Annotated in this window: 18 protein-coding genes and 1 tRNA gene; 12 read left to right on the top strand and 7 right to left on the bottom strand. The window is 68.5% G+C overall.

Translation table 11 applies throughout. From position 1 onward, the window contains the following. Window positions 1–55: 55 nt before the first annotated feature. From K9D12_RS05885 to K9D12_RS05895, 3 genes are all read left to right on the top strand, one after another. Window positions 56–382, top strand: a complete 327-nt coding sequence (locus K9D12_RS05885; protein WP_165357875.1) for a hypothetical protein — start codon at window positions 56–58, stop codon at window positions 380–382. 38 nt (window positions 383–420) lie between these two features. Beyond that, window positions 421–1029, top strand: a complete 609-nt coding sequence (locus K9D12_RS05890; protein ID WP_225910989.1) for a nucleoside/nucleotide kinase family protein — start codon at window positions 421–423, stop codon at window positions 1027–1029. 112 nt (window positions 1030–1141) lie between these two features. Then, on the top strand, window positions 1142–1711 hold the full coding sequence (locus K9D12_RS05895; protein ID WP_165357881.1) for a hypothetical protein: 570 nt from the start codon (window positions 1142–1144) through the stop codon (window positions 1709–1711). A gap of 375 nt (window positions 1712–2086) precedes the next feature. Here K9D12_RS05895 and K9D12_RS05900 read toward each other — a convergent pair whose 3' ends face one another. The 4 genes from K9D12_RS05900 to K9D12_RS05915 form a co-directional block, all read right to left on the bottom strand. Continuing rightward, window positions 2087–2728, bottom strand: a complete 642-nt coding sequence (locus tag K9D12_RS05900; RefSeq protein WP_129663944.1) for an RNA polymerase sigma factor — start codon at window positions 2726–2728, stop codon at window positions 2087–2089. 232 nt (window positions 2729–2960) lie between these two features. Further along, a complete protein-coding gene (locus tag K9D12_RS05905) occupies window positions 2961–3743 on the bottom strand; it encodes a ParA family protein (RefSeq protein ID WP_118912894.1) in 783 nt (260 codons plus the stop codon). Window positions 3744–3802: 59 nt separating this feature from the next. Beyond that, a complete protein-coding gene (glpK, locus tag K9D12_RS05910) occupies window positions 3803–5311 on the bottom strand; it encodes a glycerol kinase GlpK (RefSeq protein WP_223059690.1) in 1509 nt (502 codons plus the stop codon). A gap of 61 nt (window positions 5312–5372) precedes the next feature. Further along, the gene (locus K9D12_RS05915; RefSeq protein ID WP_223059691.1) at window positions 5373–6098 is read right to left on the bottom strand and encodes an MIP/aquaporin family protein; all 726 of its coding nucleotides are present in this window, start codon (window positions 6096–6098) and stop codon (window positions 5373–5375) included. A 251-nt stretch (window positions 6099–6349) separates the two neighbouring features. On the opposite strand from K9D12_RS05915, the gene K9D12_RS05920 reads away from it, so the two are divergent. The 7 genes from K9D12_RS05920 (at window position 6350) to K9D12_RS05950 (ending at window position 14437) form a co-directional block, all read left to right on the top strand. Continuing rightward, a complete protein-coding gene (locus K9D12_RS05920) occupies window positions 6350–8077 on the top strand; it encodes a glycerol-3-phosphate dehydrogenase/oxidase (protein ID WP_223059692.1) in 1728 nt (575 codons plus the stop codon). Window positions 8078–8179: 102 nt separating this feature from the next. Beyond that, a complete protein-coding gene (locus K9D12_RS05925; RefSeq protein ID WP_223059693.1) occupies window positions 8180–9703 on the top strand; it encodes a hypothetical protein in 1524 nt (507 codons plus the stop codon). Between the two features lies 1 nt (window position 9704). Further along, complete coding sequence (locus K9D12_RS05930) at window positions 9705–10430, top strand: response regulator transcription factor (RefSeq protein ID WP_129663938.1); 726 nt, start codon at window positions 9705–9707, stop codon at window positions 10428–10430. Window positions 10431–10441: 11 nt separating this feature from the next. Further along, window positions 10442–11941, top strand: a complete 1500-nt coding sequence (locus K9D12_RS05935) for an ATP-binding protein (protein ID WP_322612891.1) — start codon at window positions 10442–10444, stop codon at window positions 11939–11941. 25 nt (window positions 11942–11966) lie between these two features. Then, window positions 11967–12422, top strand: a complete 456-nt coding sequence (locus K9D12_RS05940) for a GtrA family protein (RefSeq protein ID WP_223059694.1) — start codon at window positions 11967–11969, stop codon at window positions 12420–12422. Between the two features lie 89 nt (window positions 12423–12511). Continuing rightward, window positions 12512–12606: transfer RNA gene (locus tag K9D12_RS05945), tRNA-Ser, on the top strand. Window positions 12607–12934: 328 nt separating this feature from the next. Next, on the top strand, window positions 12935–14437 hold the full coding sequence (locus K9D12_RS05950; protein ID WP_223059695.1) for an LCP family protein: 1503 nt from the start codon (window positions 12935–12937) through the stop codon (window positions 14435–14437). Between the two features lie 112 nt (window positions 14438–14549). Here K9D12_RS05950 and K9D12_RS05955 read toward each other — a convergent pair whose 3' ends face one another. Both K9D12_RS05955 and K9D12_RS05960 read right to left on the bottom strand, forming a co-directional pair. Further along, complete coding sequence (locus K9D12_RS05955) at window positions 14550–14753, bottom strand: cold-shock protein (protein WP_223059696.1); 204 nt, start codon at window positions 14751–14753, stop codon at window positions 14550–14552. 222 nt (window positions 14754–14975) lie between these two features. Next, window positions 14976–16766 (bottom strand): ABC transporter ATP-binding protein, encoded by a 1791-nt coding sequence (locus K9D12_RS05960; RefSeq protein WP_223059722.1) that lies wholly within the window; start codon window positions 16764–16766, stop codon window positions 14976–14978. 124 nt (window positions 16767–16890) lie between these two features. Between K9D12_RS05960 and K9D12_RS05965 the strand changes: the two genes are divergently transcribed. Further along, a complete protein-coding gene (locus K9D12_RS05965) occupies window positions 16891–17331 on the top strand; it encodes a MarR family winged helix-turn-helix transcriptional regulator (protein ID WP_223059697.1) in 441 nt (146 codons plus the stop codon). Here K9D12_RS05965 and K9D12_RS05970 read toward each other — a convergent pair. Beyond that, complete coding sequence (locus K9D12_RS05970) at window positions 17273–17599, bottom strand: hypothetical protein (protein WP_223059698.1); 327 nt, start codon at window positions 17597–17599, stop codon at window positions 17273–17275. The two genes, K9D12_RS05965 and K9D12_RS05970, sit on opposite strands and share 59 nt — an antisense overlap. A 50-nt stretch (window positions 17600–17649) precedes the next feature. Here K9D12_RS05970 and K9D12_RS05975 point away from each other — a divergent pair, with 50 nt between their 5' ends. Beyond that, window positions 17650–17886 carry an FAD-binding oxidoreductase gene (locus tag K9D12_RS05975; protein ID WP_129663928.1) on the top strand — a complete coding sequence of 79 codons (237 nt, stop codon included), beginning with the start codon at window positions 17650–17652 and terminating at the stop codon, window positions 17884–17886. Window positions 17887–17901 lie beyond the last annotated feature (15 nt).

A 17901-nucleotide genomic window follows, 5' to 3' on the forward strand; every position in this document is an offset into this window, starting at 1 on the left:
TGACGGGGGCCCTCAGACGGGCGCAGCCGTCGCCACCCAGAGTCTCGTGACGTCGGTGAACGGTCGTACCCTCTCCTACACGTACAGCGCGTCGGGCAAGCAGCACCTCTACCGTTCGCAGCTAAACAACGCGGTCATCGCGGCGCCGAACAGCCGTGGCGTCACGATCGACTTCGGTGACGGCAGCGACATGGACGGCGCCGACCTCGGCGCGCTCCAGTGCGCACCGAAGTCGCCCCTCGCTGCATTCGCCGACAAGTTGCCGACGCAGAGCCACACCTACGCGGCCGCGGGGACGTACACCGTCACGACCACCACGTACTTCTGCGGCGACTCGGGCCCGGTGAGCAAGTCCTCGACGCAGAAGGTGACGATCAACTGATCCCGTTCGCCGAGGCCCGCGAAGGGCTCTTCTCGGCGCTGCACACGTCACCGCACGACCGGCTCGTCCTCGCTGTGGCAGGCGCACCCGGCGCAGGCAAGTCCACCGTCTGCGAGCTCCTGCTCGCGGAAGCGCAGAACCGCGACGTGTCGGCGATCGTCGTCCCGATGGACGGCTGGCATCTCGCGCACCGAACACTGGAACGACTCGGCCTCGCGCAGGTCAAGGGAGCACCCCAGACGTTCGACGCCGAAGGCTTCGTCGCCCTGGTGGCCCGTATCGCGGGGCAGCGGCCCGGGGATCCGTCCGTTTGGGCGCCCGAGTTCAGGCGCGAGATCGAGGACGCCGTCACCGGCGCCGTCGAGATTCGCCCCGAACACCGTCTCGTCGTCGTCGAGGGCAACTACCTGCTGCTCGACGAGCACCCGTGGCGCAACCTCGCCGACTTCTTCGACACCGCATGGGTCCTGACGCCCGACGAATCGACTCGCCGCACCCGACTCGTGGAACGTCACGAGCGCTACGGGCGCAGCACGGAGGACGCTCGAGCGCACGCTCTCGGCTCGGACGAGACGAACGCCCGCCGCATCGAGCACAACATGGTCGCGCGGGCGGGGCTCACCGTCCTGGAGGTCGACCCGGGCTGATCACCCCTTGGAACACCACAGGTGCCAGCGGATCCCGAGCAGATCCGTCCACCACACCGAGTGCCCGTTCTTCGGGTCACCCAGCAGGTCACGCAAGCCAAAGGGCACGCATGTGCTGGGCCAGGACGTCGTCGGCGGGGTCGGTGTGGTCGTCGGCGACGTGGGTGACGGTGTCGGCTGCGTCGGCTCACTCGTCGGAGTCGACGGCGAGGGGCTCGTCGGTTCCGACGGACGCGTCGGCTCGGTGGTCGGCGTGGTCGGGTTCGACGTCGTCGGCTGCGACGGTTCGCTCGTCGGCGTCGTCGGGTTCGACGTGGGTTCGGTGGTCGGCGACGTCGGTTGCGTCGTGCTCGGTCCGCTCCTCGACGAATCCGACGGTGCGGGAGCGGTCGACGTGGGAGCCTGCGACGTCGAAGTGCCCGGTGCGGGAGCCGTCGCCGAACCGGACGGCACCGGCGGCAGCGCGGACGTCGGCACGGTGGCCGAACCCGTCGGCGTTGCGGCGCCCGGCATCGTTGTGCGCAACGGGGATCCGCCTGCCGACGGCAAGCCTGGCAGGCGCGGCAGGGTGACCGCGGAGGAGCCCGACGGAACGACTGGGCCGTTGTTCCCTCGCTCAGAGGCGGCGCGCTCGTTCGCGCGGGGGGCGCTCGTCGCCCAGGTGGACGTCGAGGTCGGCTGACTCGTCGCGGACGCCGTCGACGACGCGGTGGGAGTGTCCGTGGAGGACGACGACGGATCGGCCGGCGCACTCGAGGAGGAGTTCGGTCCACGGGAACTCGAGGCGGCACCGTCGTCCAGCAAGACGACGCCGGCCGCCACGGTTGCGGCAAGGCCCACGAGCGCGGCGCCGGCGGCCCAAGTGCTCACCGTTCCGCCGGCGCCCGGCGCTCCGGCCGCACCGGATCCGGCGGCGGCCCCGGACGGGTCGTTCAGCGCCTCGCGCAAAGCCTCGGCCTTACCGGCGTCGAGGGCGGACGGAGTGACGGTTGCGGCCCGAGCGGACAGCGCATCACGCAACTGTTGCTCGAGGGCGGCGAACTCGTCGGGTCGAAGATCAGCCATCGGCGTCTCGCATCGCTTGGGCGAGCTTGGCCATGGCGCGTGAGGCTTGCGACTTCACCGTGCCCTGGCTGATCCCGAGGGTCGACGCGATCTCGACCTCGCTCAGCCCCTCCCAGTACCGCAGCACGAGAACCTCGCGCATGCGGGTGGGCAACGCGCCGAGGTGGCCGAGCACCTGCTGGTGCTCGTCGGCCAGAAGAACGGGCTCGTCGGAGCCGGGCCCGGCCTCGGGTTCGGCAGCAGCGGCGTACTCGCGGGCGGTGCGGCGACGCCGTAGCGCCGAGCGGGCGTGGTTGAGCACGGACGCACGCAGGTACGCGCGGGCGTTCGCGGGCGATTCGAGGGAGTCGACGTTGCGGTGCAGACCGAGGAAGGCGTCGTGCACGACGTCCTGCGCCGACTCGATGTCGTCGACGAGCTGACGAGCCAGACGCACCATGTCGTGGTACGAACTGACGTACAGGGCGTCGAGGTCGACCTCGTCCGGGGGAGAGCCCTGCGAGGACGTGTTCGCCCCCGAGGTCGCGTCGTCACCGGTCGACGCAGCGCGCTCCGAACGAGCGCTTCGCGCCCCTTCCGAGATGGCCCACCAGGGCGCCGGGGGAAGCGGAAGCGCTGCATGGACGAAAGTCATGCACCCGCTCCCCTCATCACACGGCAGATGCCGACGCCGATGTTCTGCAGGGCGATTCGGACGATGCCCCATCATCCAGTGTCGGCGAGGAACGCGGGCCGGGGCAAGCCGATCGACCCAAGTGTCCGCGCAAGCGGGTGCCTGGCCCGCGCGGTCGATCGTCCTCATGACAGAAAGACGCACACCGGACCGACAGGTTGCATGTCACCTGACGAAATATGCCCGAGGTGGCTCAGGACGTGCGCCGGCGAAGGGCCTTGGCCGTGCGTCCGATGCGTGACAGCAGCGCATCGTAAGCGTCCGTCATCGGAGCCGATCCGGCGATGGCGCTGAGAGGCTGGCGTGCTCCCTGAGCCCGCTGAACCACAGCCCGATCCGCCAGGACAGGTGAGAGGACGAGTGGCCCGAAGGTCCGCTCCAGTACCTTCACCTGTTCGGCGTGTTCGCGGACCGAGGGACGGAACCGGTTGACGACGATGCCGAGCGGTTGCAGCCCGCCCGCCTCACGTCGACGCAGGTCGTCGATCGCGGCGAAGAGTCGGTTCGCAGCATTGACGGCGAACGCCCCCGGTTCGGCGACGACGATGGCGCGGTCGCTCGCGACGAGCGCGCTGCGCGTCAGGCCGGACAGCGACGGCGGTGCATCGATGAGGACGAGATCGTAGTCGAGCTTGCCGAGCGCCTTGCGCAGCGTGTGGAGGCTCTCCCCCTCGGCGTCCGGGCGATCGAGCGCTGCGGTCGACGGGGCACCGGGCAGGACGTGAAGCTCCCCCGCACCCTCCCAGCCCGAGGCGACGATCGTCTGCTCGAGCACCTTGCGCTTCGGGCTTTCCAGCACGTCACCACTCGCACTGCCGGTGGCCTTGGCACCGAGGGCATAGGTGGCGTCACCCTGCGGGTCGAGGTCGACGACGAGCGTCGCGAGCCCCTTGCGCATCGCGGCGTCGGCGAGCCCGAGGACGACGGAGGTCTTACCCACCCCGCCCTTGAGGCTGCACACGCTGATGACGACCATGGCTCAACCCTAGGCGGGCGCGGCGCAGCGGTGCCCCGACACGCCGCGCCGCCGACAGGTCACTCCGCCCAGTCGAGGGTGCGCTCGACGGCCTGGCTCCAGCGCCCCAGCAGGCGCTGACGCTCGTCGTCCTCCATCGAGGGCTTCCAACGCTTGTCCTCGGCCCACTGACGACGCAGGTCGTCGAGGTCCTTCCAGAACCCGACGGCGAGGCCGGCCGCGTAGGCGGCACCGAGGGCCGTCGTCTCGTTGACCTTCGGGCGGATGACCTCGACGTCGAGAATGTCGCTCTGGAACTGCATGAGCGTCTCGTTGACGACCATGCCGCCGTCGACCTTGAGCTCGGTCATCTCGACGTCGGAGTCGGCGTTCATCGCCTTGACGACCTCCTGGCTCTGGTACGCCACGGCCTCGAGGGCCGCGCGGCACAGGTGCCCGCGGTTGGCGAAGCGGGTGAGGCCGACCACGACACCGCGAGCGTCGCTGCGCCAGTGCGGCGCGAAGAGGCCGGAGAAGGCCGGGACGACGTAGACGTCACCGTTGTCGTCGACCTCCTTGGCGTACTTCTCGACCTCCTTCGCGTCCTTGATGAGCTTGAGGTTGTCGCGCAGCCACTGCACGAGCGAACCGGTGACGGCGATCGAGCCCTCGAGCGCGTAGACCGGCTTCTGGTCACCGATGCGGTAGCAGACGGTGGTGAGCAGTCCGTTCTTGCTCATCACCTTCTCCTCACCGGTGTTGAGGATGAGGAAGTTGCCGGTGCCGTAGGTGTTCTTGGCCGTACCCGGCTCGAAGCAGACCTGACCGAACGTGGCGGCCTGCTGGTCGCCGAGCGCGCCCGCGATCGGCACACCGCGCAGGACGCCGCGGTCACGCACCTTGCCGTACTCCTCGGACGAACTGCGGATCTCCGGGAGCATCGACATCGGGATGCCCATGTCCTTCGCGATGGACTCGTCCCACTCGAGCGTGTCGAGGTTCATGAGCATGGTGCGGGAGGCGTTCGTGACGTCGGTGACGTGGACGCCGCCGTTCGTGCCACCCGTCATGTTCCAGATGACCCACGTGTCCATCGTGCCGAACAGCAGGTCACCGGCCTCGGCCTTCTCGCGAGCGCCGTCGACGTTCTCGAGGATCCACATGACCTTCGGGCCGGCGAAGTACGTGGCGAGCGGCAGGCCGACGACGTCCTTGTACTTGTCGGCGCCGTCGTCACCGGCGAGCTCCTTGCAGATCGGGTCGGTGCGCGTGTCCTGCCAGACGATGGCGTTGTAGACCGGCTTGCCCGTCTTCTTGTCCCACACGACGGCCGTCTCGCGCTGGTTGGTGATACCCACGGCGGCGATGTCGTCGGAGTCGAGGTCCTTCTTGGCGAGCGCCTCGGCACAGACCTTGCGCGTGTTGTCCCAGATCTCGGCCGCGTCGTGTTCGACCCATCCGGCCTTGGGGAAGATCTGCTCGTGTTCCATCTGGCCGACGGCGACGACGTTGCCGTCGTGGTCGAAGATCATGCAGCGCGTGCTCGTCGTGCCCTGGTCGATGGATGCGACGTACTTCTTCTCGGCCATGTTCTGCTCCTCGTGCGTCGAGTTGGCGTTGGCGGTTGATGTCGAGTCTGCCCCGAACGGGTCAGCCGATGTAGAGATTGGCGGCGAAGCCTGCGATGAGGCCGCCGATGACGGGGCCGACGACCGGCACCCATGCGTAACTCCAGTTGGAGTCGTCCTTGTTGGGGATGGGAAGGAGGAAGTGCGCAAGGCGCGGCGCCAGGTCGCGTGCCGGGTTGATGGCGTAGCCCGTCGGACCACCGAGCGAAACACCGATGGCGACGACGAGGAAAGCAACGTTGAGCGGTCCGGCCTGGCTCGGCGTCTTGGCGAACACGAGGATCGTGAAGACGAGGACGAACGTTCCGACGACCTCCGTCATGACGTTCCAGAACGGCGATCGGACGGTGGCCGAGGTGGAGAAGACGTTCGTCGGCGCGTCCTCGTGCTCGTCGAACTGCTTCTTGTAGGCCATCCACACGACGAGGGCGCCGATGAAGCCGCCGACGAACTGGGCGGCGACGTAGGTGAGTGTCGAGGCGGCCGTGATGTCGACGCCCTTGGTGTAGGTGTCGGCGCCACTCGCCCACATGCCGAGGGTCACCGCGGGGTTGAGGTGGGCCCCTGACTTGTAGGCGGCGAACACGCCGGAGAAGACGGCGAAGCCCCACCCGATGTTGATCATGAGAGGGCCGCCGCCGAAGCCGCCGTTCTTCGGCAGCAGGACGTTGGCCACGACACCCACACCGAGGACGATGAGGATCGCCGTTCCGAGGACTTCGCTCAGGAAGACTTGTCCAAGTGACATGCGTTCTCCGTTCGTGAAGGATCCCCTGGCGGGCGCGCCCCGGGGATGCTCGTTTCGCACCCTACGCGGTGGGCTGAGGTCGCGGGGGGTTCCGCAGCGGGCGCGACGAAGGCTTCGCTCTCCGTTCGTCGTGTGACGAAAGGCCCACGCTCCGGACTCGCGAAACGTCCATTCGAGCGGTCTAAGGTGGAGGGGAAGCCGCGTTCCGCGCGGCGCCCGTGAGACCCGTCGCTCCCCTTTCGGAGGTACCCATGACGATGCACCCCTACAGCGCGAAGATGAGCCCGCAGGCCCGCGAGGAATCGTGGCGCGAGCTCGGCGAGCGCGAACTCGACGTCCTCGTCATCGGCGGTGGTGTCACGGGCGCGGGCGTCGCGCTGGACGCCGTCACGCGCGGCCTGCGTACCGGCCTCGTCGAGGCCCGCGACTTCGCGAGCGGCACCTCGAGCCGCTCGTCGAAGCTCTTCCACGGCGGCCTGCGCTACCTCGAGCAGCTCAACTTCGCTCTCGTTGCCGAGGCGCTCAAGGAACGCGAGCTCATGCTGACGCGCATCGCTCCCCACCTCGTGCACCCGGTGGCGTTCCTCTACCCGCTGAGCCACCGCGCCTGGGAGCGCCCGTACGTCGCGAGCGGTATCGCGATGTACGACCAGATGGGCGGCGCCCGCTCGGTGCCGCGCCAGAAGCACCTCACCCGCGGCGGCACGATGAAGCTGTTCCCGGGTCTCAAGCCGGACGCGATGGTCGGCTCGATCCGCTACTTCGACGCGCAGGCCGACGACGCGCGTCACACGATGACAGTGGCGCGCACCGCCGCGCAGTACGGCGCCATCGTGCGCAACTCCACCGAGGTCGTCGAACTCGTCACCGAGGCCGACCGTGTCGTCGGTGCCGTCGTGCGTGACGTCGAGACGGGCGAGAAGCTCGAGGTCCGCGCCAAGGTCGTCATCAACTGCACCGGTGTGTGGACCGACGACATCCAGAAGATGACGGGTGGGCGTGGCCGTTTCCGCGTGCGCGCGTCGAAGGGCGTGCACATCCTCGTGCCGCGCGACCGTATCGCCGGCGAGGTGGGCCTCATCCTGCGCACCGAGAAGTCGGTGCTGTTCGTCATCCCGTGGGGTCAGCAGTGGCTCATCGGCACCACCGACACCGACTGGGCCCTCGACGTCGCCCACCCCGCGGCGACGAGCAAAGACATCGACTACATCCTCGAGCACGTCAACACGGTGCTCGCCTCGCCGCTCACGCGTGACGACATCCTCGGCGTGTACGCCGGCCTGCGTCCGCTGCTCGCGGGCGAGAGCGAGGACACCTCGGCGCTCTCGCGTGAGCACGCCGTCGCGCGCCCGCAGCCGGGCCTCATCTCGATCGCCGGCGGCAAGTACACGACCTACCGTGTCATGGCGGAGGACGCCGTCAACGCGGCCGCCGAGGACCTGGGCCCGATCAAGGACTCGGTCACGGAGGTGACGCCGCTCGTCGGCGCCGACGGGTACGCCGCGATGCTCAACCTCAAACACGAGCTGGCCGCCGAGTCGGGCCTGCCGGAGTGGCGCATCGAGCACCTGCTCGGCCGCTACGGCTCGCGTCTGTACGAGGTGCTCGAGCTGGCACAGGACGACGCGTCGCTTCTCACGCCCGTCGCGGCCGCCGACGAGTACCTGCGCTGCGAGATCGCGTACGCCGTGACGAACGAGGGCGCGCTGCACCTCGAGGACGTCCTCGCCCGCCGCACGCGCATGTCGATCGAGACCAAGCACCGCGGCGCCGACGCGGCGCAGGAGGTCGCCGACATCATCGCGCCGCTGCTCGGCTGGTCGGACGAGACGAAGAACGCCGAGATCACCTCGTACGTCGAGCGTGTCGAGGCCGAGCGCAAGTCGCAGGAGCTCGAGACCGACGAGGCCTCCGACGCCGCGCGCCTCGAGGCTCCCGACCCGCGCCCGGGTCTGCGCAAGGTGCTCGCCACCCGCTGACCTGCTGCTCACCGGTTCCCTCCGCCCCCTCCCGCCTGCCGCGGGTGGGGGCGGTGGCGTGTACAGGCCGGTCTCCGGGGCGAGTCGGCCGTACGATGCATCGTGCCCCTCGATGTCATCGCTTTCCTGGCCGGGTTCCTCGCAGCTCTCATCGTCACGCTGCTCCTGGGACGCGCGGCCCTGCGTCGGTACGACATCGACTTCTCCGGCTGCGAAAGTGGCGGGTGCAGCGCGTTGGTCAGCCGGCTCGACGGTTATCCCCCGAGGGCTGTGCGGGCGATCGCCCACAAGGGAGGAGTCGTCCTGTGGCAGCCCCGACGGCGACTCGTCATCGCCACACCACCTGCCGCCACCGACACGGCCACACGTCGCGCAACTGCACAACCGGACGATGCCCCGTGGGGCTGGAACCTCGAAGGCCGTGACGACGGTCCGGAACTGTTCGGCGGCGAGGGCCTCGCCACGGTCGTTCGACGAGCCTCACGAACGGCGCAGCGAGCTCCCCTCACGACCTGGGCGTGGCTGCTGTTCCCCCGATTCTGGGGTGCACTAGCCGGCGCCTTCGTGCTGACTGCGCTGGGGATGGCAGGCGTTGTCGCTCTCGGTCACACAGAAACCGTGACGGTGACCAAGACCGTCGCCGACCCGGAGATCGACGAAACCTTGTGCACCTTCGTTCTCAGCGACGCGGCCGGCAAGGCGGCCGGCGAGCAGGTGTCGTCGTGCGTCATGGTCGACGAGCCTCGAGTGGGCGCGCGGGTGGAAGCCGTCGCGCTGCCGGCGAGCGACTACGCCATCGTCCTCGACGACTTGGGCTTGTCGGAGCCGACACTCGGCAGTCTCTTCATGGCAGCCGGAGCCGGCGGTGTCGCAGTGGTCTCCGGCCTCTGGCGCGCCGTCCTACCGCGCCGTCGAACGAGCCTCATCCCCTTCCCGATCGCCTCGGACGACGCCGAGGGCGTGGACATCGCGGCCATGGAGCACTTGACGCTGGCCGAACTCGCCGACCTCGAGGAGAGCATCGCCCCGCAGCCCTCGACGACCCCCTCGCACGCCGGTACTGGGGTTCGGGGGCTGATCAACCGGATGAGGCTCTATCCGATTCCTGCGGGATCTTTCGCGACGTTGGCCCTGTGCTGGCACCACTACGACGAGCATCGAAACATCGCCCTCGTGGTCGGGCTCGTGGCGCTCATGGTGTTCGTTCGAGGACTCGTGCTGAGCCTGACGCAGTTCGTCGAGGTGCGCTCCCTCACGCACCAGGCCTGGCAGGGTCCGCTCGCGTACTCACGCGTGCCGGGCGTTGCCAACGCTGTGCTGCTCTTCCTGCGCCCCGGCCGTGCGCTGTGGCTCGATCTCGATGGCAGCGTGCCGCCCCGCGGCACCGCGCAATACCGCGGTGATCTCACCGAGGACCCCTCATCGGTCCAACTGCTCGTGGACGGAGTCCTCCTGCGCGCCGATCGTCGCCACCCCGAGTTGGGCCCAGCGGAACTGGACCAGCTTCGCGAGGACGTTCTCGACGACCTCACCATGCTCATCGCCCGGGCCGACCCACCGTCCACGCACAGGAACGTCACAGAAACGACCTTGGAACTGCATAGCCGCCGGGGCGACACTGAGTGACATGAGCCCCGCTGCCCCCGCTTTGAAGCGCCCCGACGGCACGAACGTCCGGGTCCTCGTCGTCGACGACGAGTCGAACCTCACCGAACTGCTGTCGATGGCCCTTCGTTACGAGGGCTGGGACATCAAGAGCGCCGCCACCGGCAACGCGGCCGTCAAGACGGCCAAGGAGTTCAAGCCCGACGCCGTCGTGCTCGACATGATGCTGCCCGACTTCGACGGCCTCGAGGTGCTCCGGCGTATGCGCGACGAGGACCCGACGCTGCCGGTCCTTTTCCTCACCGCGCGCGATGCCGTCGAGGACAGGGTGGCCGGTCTGACGGCCGGAGGCGACGACTACGTCACGAAGCCCTTCAGTCTCGAGGAGGTCGTGGCCCGCGTGCGCGCGTTGCTGCGCCGCTCGGTCCAGTTGCAGGAGGAGGAGAGCTCGCTGCTGCGCGTCGGCGACCTCACCCTCGACGAGGACAGCCACGAAGTGATGCGCGGCGGCGACGAGATCACCCTCACCGCAACGGAGTTCGAACTCCTGCGCTTCCTCATGCGCAACCCCAAGCGCGTACTGAGCAAGGCTCAGATCCTCGACCGGGTGTGGCACTACGACTTCGGCGGCCAGGCCAACGTCGTCGAGCTCTACATCAGTTACCTGCGCAAGAAGATCGACGCCGGCCGCGCACCGATGATCCACACGATGCGCGGCGCCGGCTACGTGCTCAAGCCCGCTTCCTGAGCCGCCGCCCCGTGTTCAATCCCGCCCGGTGGCCGCTGCGCACGAAGCTGCTCACCTCGATCGTCACCCTCTTCGTCGTCATCATCGCGATCATCGGCGCGGCGACCGTCCTCACCACCCGCAACTCGCTCATGACGCAGGTGGACGCCCAACTCGCCGACGCACAGCGCTCCCTCGACGGCCCCGGTGAGGGCGACGCCCCCGGTCACACCGACGGCTACCACCGCGCCGCGCCCGGGCTCGGCGGCAGCATGCTGCGCCTGACGATCGACGCCTCCTCCACCGCGAACACGATCCGCACGAGCGAGAACGTCGTCCTGACGCCCGGCTCGATCTCGACGCTGTCGAAGGCCCAGGTTCTGACGCTGTGGAACAGTTCGCTCGGCACCGCCCCTCAGACCGTCGACGTCGGCGGCGGCCTCGGCACCTATCGCCTCGTCGCCGTCTCGCGCTCGAACGGCGACGTCACCATCGTCGGCATGCCGCTCGAACCCATCGACCGGAACGTCGGTGAACTCGCCCGGAACATCGCGCTCATGGGTCTGCTCGGCCTCGTCGCCGTGGGCGGCGCGAGCTTCCTGCTCGTGCGCAGCAACCTGCGTCCGTTGCGCCGGGTCGCGGCCACCGCCGAACGAGTCTCGGAGATGCCCCTCGGACGCGGCGACGCACGCACCGACGAGCGCGTGCCGACGGTCGACACCGACCCGCGCACCGAGGTCGGCACCGTCGGCCTGGCGCTCAACAACCTGCTCGACCACGTCGACTCCGCCCTCGACGCTCGCGAGGAGAGCGAGATGCAGGTGCGCCAGTTCGTGGCCGACGCGAGCCATGAGCTGCGCACCCCCCTCGCCTCGATCCGTGGCTACGCCGAGTTGTCGCGCCGCGAGACCGAGCCCGTCCCGCCGTCCGTGACCCACGCTCTCGGGCGCATCGAATCCGAAGCCGGGCGGATGACGACGCTCGTCGAGGACCTGCTCCTGCTGGCCCGTCTCGACGCCGGCCGCGAACTCGAGCGCGAACCTGTCGACCTCACCCACATCGTCGTCGAGAGCCTGAGCGACCTCCACGCGGCCGGGCCCGACCACGTCTGGCACCTCGACCTCCCGGAGGACCTCGACGAGGTGCCCGAAGTCGTCGGCGACGAGGCGCGTCTGCGTCAGGTCGTCATCAACCTGCTCGCCAACGCGCGCCGTCACACGCCGCCGGGGACGGTCGTGACGGCCGGGCTCGCGCGCGAGGGCGACGACGTGATCGTCAGCGTCACCGACAACGGCCCCGGAATCCCCGCCGAGTTCACGCCGCACCTCTTCGAACGCTTCACCCGCGGGGACGTCGCGCGCACGCGCACCGAGGGCTCGACTGGTCTTGGCCTGTCGATCGTGCACGCCGTCGTCACCGCGCACCACGGCACGGTGAGCGTCGAGAGCGAACCCGGGAACACCCGGTTCACCGTGCGTCTGCCCATCGAACCGAGGGGCCGACTCGCGTCACCCGAGGCAGCCGGAGCATGATGTCGGACGACACCCGGAGGTGACGATGAACGAGAACGAGGCGCTCGCCGCCGCGACGAACCCGTCTGCGGCGCCGGAAACCGAAGCCGGCGAACGGGGCACCGTGTCGCACGCCATGCGCTTCGCGCTCGTCGGCGTGGGCTCGACGGTTCTCTACACGCTGCTCTTCATGCTCCTCGACATGCGCATGAACCACCACCTCGCGAACGTGACGGCGCTGCTCGTGTGCACGATCCTCAACACGTGGGTGAATCAGCGATTCACGTTCGATGCGGCGGGGCACTCGGGCGGCAAGGCCGCCCACGTCCAGAGCCTCGCGATCCTCGCGGTTACGCTCGCGGTGACAACGGGCGCGCTCGCGCTGGAGCACCACCTGTGGCCGAACGCGGGCACCTTCTGGGACACGGTGACGGTGACGATCGGCAACGCGATCGCGACGGTCGTGCGCTTCGTCGTCTTCCGCCGAATCTTCACGCGCTGAGCGACCGAAGCCCCCTGTGACGGCGCGGTTTGGTGTGCGCCGGGCTGTCCGATACCCTTTCAGGGCTTGCAGTGCTTACTGCTCGTGGAGGAGGCGTCGCCTAGTCCGGTCTATGGCGCCCGCCTGCTAAGCGGGTTTGGGGTTTATAGCCCCATCGAGGGTTCAAATCCCTCCGCCTCCGCCAGCGAATGTGAAGGGCCCCTCCCCAGGATCAGCGACGAAGTCGCCCTGGGGAGGGGCCCTTCACATTCGCTGATGAAAGCACGGGGGATTTGGGAGGAGTCCGGGCGCCCGCGAGCGAAGCGAGCCCGCGCCCGGACGACGGCTCCCTCCGCCTCAGGGAACGAGACCGAGGTGCGACACACCAGCGCAGCACCTCCAGCGAACTCTCAGAACCTGATCGTCACCGGATTGAGACTTTCCCAGGTTCGTCCTTCATCATGGTGAGCAGCACTTTTCAAGTTCGCCGGGCCGGTGGCTCCGACGGGCGGTCAGCTATTGGGGATCTTCACATGACGCACGACTCGTACGCGAGCCATTCGGGGCCGGAGGGGCTCCGTGAGGCAACTCGCTCGGGTGAGCGTCAGCGCCGTCGGGCGTCGTTGCGCCGCAGCTTGTCGTTGACCTTCCTGAGCACGCTGTTGCCGGGGCTGGGGCTGGTGTGGACGCGCCGCCGCCGCCTGGGCATTCTGCTGGCGGCGTTCACGTTGCTCGCACTCCTCACGTTGGCCGTCGTGCTCGTCGGTGGTGGGCTCATCACCGGTGCGGCGAACGTGCTCACGGCGAAGGGCCTCAAGATCGCCCTCGCCGTCACGATCGGCGCGATCCTGCTGTGGCTGTTCTCGATCGTGCTCACGGCGCGCACGACACACATGACGGCGTGGTCGCGCCGCGGCGAGACCGTCTTCAAGGGCTTCACCGCGCTCATGTGCCTCGCGGTCACGCTCCCTGCCGCTGAGGCAGTCCGGTACGTCACGGTGACGCAGGACGCCTTCGGTTCGATCTTCATCAAGAACGGCGGCGGCCAGAGCGCGAAGGAGAACGCGTTCAAGCGGCACGAACGTGTCAATTTCCTCCTCGTCGGTTCGGATGCGGGCAAGGATCGCTTCGAGGTGCGTACCGACTCCGTCATGGTCGCCTCCGTCGACACGAAGACCGGCGACACGACCCTCATCAGCATCCCGCGCAACTGGCAGAAGGTGCCGTTCCCCACGTCCAACCCGCTGCACGACCTCTACCCGGACGGATTCACCTGCCCGGACCGTGGCGCGAGCGAGCAGTGCATCATGGATGCCGTGTGGACCGAGGCCACCGTGCAGCACCCCGAGCTGTTCAAGGGTCAGCAGTACGCCGGCCTCAACTCGACACGCGATGTCGTCACGGAGATCACCGGCCTCGAGATCGACTACTCCACCGTCATCAACCTCGAGGGTTTCCAGGATCTCGTCGATGCCATGGGCGGCGTGGACATGACGATTCCGCCCGGCGGGATCGCCATCGGCGGCAAGATCGTCAACGGCGTGAAGACGGGGATCACCGGGCGCATCCCCGAGGGTGAGCAGCACCTCGACGGTCAGCAGGCCCTCTGGTACGCGCGCAGCCGGGTCGAGACGGGCGACGGTGACCGCATGCGCCGTCAGCGCTGCATGGTCAACGCTCTGGTCAGCCAGACGAACCCGTTCCAGATGGTCCAGCGCTTCCCCGACATCATGAAGGTGGCCAAGGAGAACATCCTCCTCGACCTCCCCCAGGACCAGCTCCCCGACCTCGCTGATCTGGCCAACACGATGAAGAAGGGCCAGATGAAGAGCGTCAATCTGGCCTACCCGATCATCAGCGACAGCAACCCGGACTACGACAAGGTGCGCTCGCTCGTGAAGAAGGGCTTGGAGCGTCCGAAGGCCACGAAGAAGCCCGCACCGAAGAAGACGTCGACGTCCAGCTCGACCACCACGCCCTCGACGAGCACCTCGACCACCGAGGAGCCTGTGAGCGACACGACCTCCACCTGCTGATCGCACGACCTCGACGAGGACGCTCCACAGCTGATCCCGAAGTGACGAGATATCCGGGCACGACGAAGGCCCCAGCCGAACCGGCTGGGGCCTTCGTGAGGTCTACCTGATATCAGGCAGAGGTGACGTTCGAGGCCTGCGGGCCCTTGTCGCCCTGCGTGATCTCGAACTCGACGCGCTGACCCTCGTCGAGCGAGCGGTAGCCGCTGGTCTGGATGGCCGAGTAGTGAACGAAGACGTCAGCGCCGCCACCGTCCTGCTCGATGAAGCCGAAGCCCTTTTCAGCGTTGAACCACTTCACAGTGCCCTGTGCCATGGGAAATCCCTCTATCTATCGTGTTGCGTTGAGCTTCAACTTTTGAAACTCAGGCTGATGTGCATGCCATAGGCGCCTGAGGTTGAAACAACAGGAAAAACCGAGGTACTGCAAAGCAACCACCATCACGCTAACACGCGCCGCCTCCCCGAGGCTCATGCGCGACGCCCGCAAACGTGAACAGTGCATGACCGCACAGCGACGGGCGGCATCCCTTCGGCCTCAGGCTGCCAGCTCCTCGTGGTCGGCTGCCGCGACGAGTTCCGCGTAGCGCCCACCACGGGCGAGAAGTTCGGCATGCGTGCCGGCCTCGACGATCCGTCCCGCGTCCATGACGACGATGCGGTCGGCGTCGCGGACGGTGGAGAGACGGTGGGCGATCGTCAGGGTCGTGCGGCCCGCGCTCAGGCGCTCCAGAGCGTCCTGGACGGAGCGTTCCGTACGGGTGTCGAGCGCACTCGTCGCCTCGTCGAGGACGAGGATCGGCGGGTTGCGCAGCAGAGTGCGCGCCAGCGCCAGGCGTTGCTTCTCGCCGCCGGAGAAACGGTGTCCGCGAGCGCCGACGACGGTGTCGTACCCGCCGGGCAGACCGGCGACGACGTCGTGGATGGCGGCGGCTTTCGCGGCGGCGACGATCTCGTCGTCCGTGGCGTCGGGCTTGGCGTAGCGCAGGTTCTCGGCGATGGTCGCGTGGAGCAGGTAGGGCTCCTGGACGACGACACCGACGAGGTCGCTCACGTCGGCGAGCGTCATGTCGCGCAGGTCGACGCCGTCGATCCGCACGCTGCCCGCGTCGGGGTCGTGCAACCGGCTGACGAGTGCCGCCAGCGTGGACTTGCCCGAGCCGGTGGCGCCGACGACGGCCACGTTGGAGCCGGCGGGCACGGTGAGGTCGACGTCGTCGAGCGCGGGTCGGTCAGCGCCGGGGTAGCGCAGAGTGACGTGGTCGAAGCGCACCTCGCCGCGCACGGCGTCAGGCTCGAGGCGAACCGGCTCGGCCGGGTCGGCGATGGCCACGGGCATGTCGAGGTACTCGAAGATGCGGCTGAACAGCGCCTTGCTCGTCGTCAGCTGGATGCCGACGTTGAGCACGCCCATGAGCGGGCGGAAGAGCGCGGACTGCAGACCGGTGAAGGCCACGAGCGTTCCGATCGTCATGCCACCACCCGTGGCGGGGAGGCCGGCCGCGAGGTAGATGAGTGCAGGGATGACGGCGAAGATGATCGACATCGTGCCCATGCGCCAGCGTCCGGCCATCTGGGCCTGGAGTTCGAGTTCGGTGAGCGTCGCGGACGAGCGCGTGAAGCGGGTGCTGAGCTGCGGGCCCGCGCCCATCGTCTTGGCGAGCACGACACCGCTGATGGACAGGCCCTCCTCGATCTGGGTCTGCATGTCGGCGAGCGTTCCCTGCGCCTTCGACTGAACCGCGCGTCGTAGACGCGCGACGCGGCGCGTCAGCCAGATGGCCGGCGGCAGGACGACGAGGCTGATGAGCGAAAGCTTCCAGCTGAGCACGGCCATCGCGATCGCGGTGCCGATGACGGTCGTCACGTTGCTCGCGATCGACGTGGCGGCGTCCGTGACGACGCCCTGCATGCCGTTGATGTCGTTGGTCAGGCGGCTCTGCAGCTCGCCGCCGCGCGTACGGGTGAAGAACCCGAGGGGCTGGCGCTGCAGGTGGGAGAACAGGTCGGTGCGCAGCGTGTGCATGACGCGCTGGCCGGTGCGCGTGGCGAGCCAGGTCTGCACGACGCCGAGAAGCTGCGTGACGATCGTGACGGCCAGGATGCCGCCGACGAGCGTGAGCAACAGCGGCACGTCCTGGTGCGGAATGGCGTCGTCGATGAGGTGCTTGGTGAGGAACGGCGGCGCGAGCGCGATGACGGCGCTGACGACGATGATCGCGAGCACGACGGCCATGGACACGCGGTGCGGCGCGAAGAGCCGCGTGATGCGGCGCATGGAGACGGGGTGGGCGTCGAGCTGGGCGATGTCAGCCTTGCTCACGCGCATGCCGGAGCGGCCGGCGCCGTGACCGGGGCCCGGGCCGTGGGGGTTCGGTTGGCTGGTCGTGGTGATCACGTCCTTTCGGCTTTAGTGAGGTTGCCTCACTATCGGGGGATGTAACAATCGTGCCATGGCGATTCATTCCCGGCCGACGCACGAGTCGGACCTCGCGAGCCTTCTTGCTCTCACGGCCCGCCGGATGCGCCGAGCCCATCTCGACTCGCTCGAGCCGTATGGCATCACGCCCCAGCTGTCGCGAGCGCTCGCCATGATCGAGCGGCTTTCCGGCGACGGCGAGGTGCGCCCCTCGTCGATCGCGGCACGACTCGACATCTCGGCACGCTCGGCGACGGAGGTCGTCGACGCCCTCGAGGAGCGCGGGCTCGTCGAACGTCACCCCTCCCCCAGCGACCGGCGCGCCACGGCGCTGACACTGACGGACGCCGGGCGCGCGCTACGTCGCGAGATCGGCGCGGTCCGCGCGGAGCAGACCCACGAGCTCACCCGCCACCTCACGGGTGATGAGCAGGAACTCCTGCGTGCTCTGCTGACGAAGATGCTCGACGCCTGACGTCGCTCTCCAGGCCGACGGCGGTGGCCATCGCGCCCAGCAGGACCGAGCCGACACACCACCACATGGCGGTGCCGAACGCCTCGGCCACGCGTTCGCCGTCCTGATAGGCGCTGCCGACGAGACCGACGAGCATCGGCAGGGCCGCGACGGCGACGAGACCGGCCGTGCGCGAGACGGCGTTGTTGATGCCGCTCGCCAGGCCGGAGCGTCCGGACGGCGCGGCGGCGAGGACGGTGCCCGTCAGGGGCGAGACGAGCATCGACATGCCGACACTTCCCGCAGAGCTACGAACAGGCAACGCTCGGCGGATATCTCGTGACGCGCAGCTCCGGGCAAGCGTCCTCCGGGTACGGACGGTTCGAGCAGAACGTCGTCGCCGTCACCCTCGCCACGCCCGAGGGCGAGCTGACGCTCGGCGGGCGCACTCCCAGCTCGGCGACGGCCGCCGGGCCGAAGCTCATCGACGTACTCATCGGCAGCGAGGGCACGCTCGGCGTCATCACCGAGATGACGCTGCAGCTGCACGAGGGACCGACCGAGTTCGCTTACTAGACCTGGGCGTTCGAC

It is taken from the genome of Dermacoccus sp. Tok2021 (assembly GCF_019895135.1).
Classification (GTDB): domain Bacteria; phylum Actinomycetota; class Actinomycetes; order Actinomycetales; family Dermatophilaceae; genus Dermacoccus; species Dermacoccus abyssi.

Coding starts and splice junctions, on each gene's coding strand:
- K9D12_RS05950 (WP_223059695.1), top strand. CDS start 12,935: ATGACGCACGACTCGTACGCGAGCCATTCGGGGCCGGAGGGGCTCCGT.
- K9D12_RS05940 (WP_223059694.1), top strand. CDS start 11,967: ATGAACGAGAACGAGGCGCTCGCCGCCGCGACGAACCCGTCTGCGGCG.
- glpK (WP_223059690.1), bottom strand. CDS start 5,311: ATGGCCGAGAAGAAGTACGTCGCATCCATCGACCAGGGCACGACGAGC.
- K9D12_RS05955 (WP_223059696.1), bottom strand. CDS start 14,753: ATGGCACAGGGCACTGTGAAGTGGTTCAACGCTGAAAAGGGCTTCGGC.
- K9D12_RS05930 (WP_129663938.1), top strand. CDS start 9,705: ATGAGCCCCGCTGCCCCCGCTTTGAAGCGCCCCGACGGCACGAACGTC.
- K9D12_RS05965 (WP_223059697.1), top strand. CDS start 16,891: ATGGCGATTCATTCCCGGCCGACGCACGAGTCGGACCTCGCGAGCCTT.
- K9D12_RS05920 (WP_223059692.1), top strand. CDS start 6,350: ATGACGATGCACCCCTACAGCGCGAAGATGAGCCCGCAGGCCCGCGAG.
- K9D12_RS05970 (WP_223059698.1), bottom strand. CDS start 17,599: ATGTCGATGCTCGTCTCGCCCCTGACGGGCACCGTCCTCGCCGCCGCG.
- K9D12_RS05915 (WP_223059691.1), bottom strand. CDS start 6,098: ATGTCACTTGGACAAGTCTTCCTGAGCGAAGTCCTCGGAACGGCGATC.
- K9D12_RS05905 (WP_118912894.1), bottom strand. CDS start 3,743: ATGGTCGTCATCAGCGTGTGCAGCCTCAAGGGCGGGGTGGGTAAGACC.
- K9D12_RS05900 (WP_129663944.1), bottom strand. CDS start 2,728: ATGACTTTCGTCCATGCAGCGCTTCCGCTTCCCCCGGCGCCCTGGTGG.
- K9D12_RS05960 (WP_223059722.1), bottom strand. CDS start 16,766: ATGCGCGTGAGCAAGGCTGACATCGCCCAGCTCGACGCCCACCCCGTC.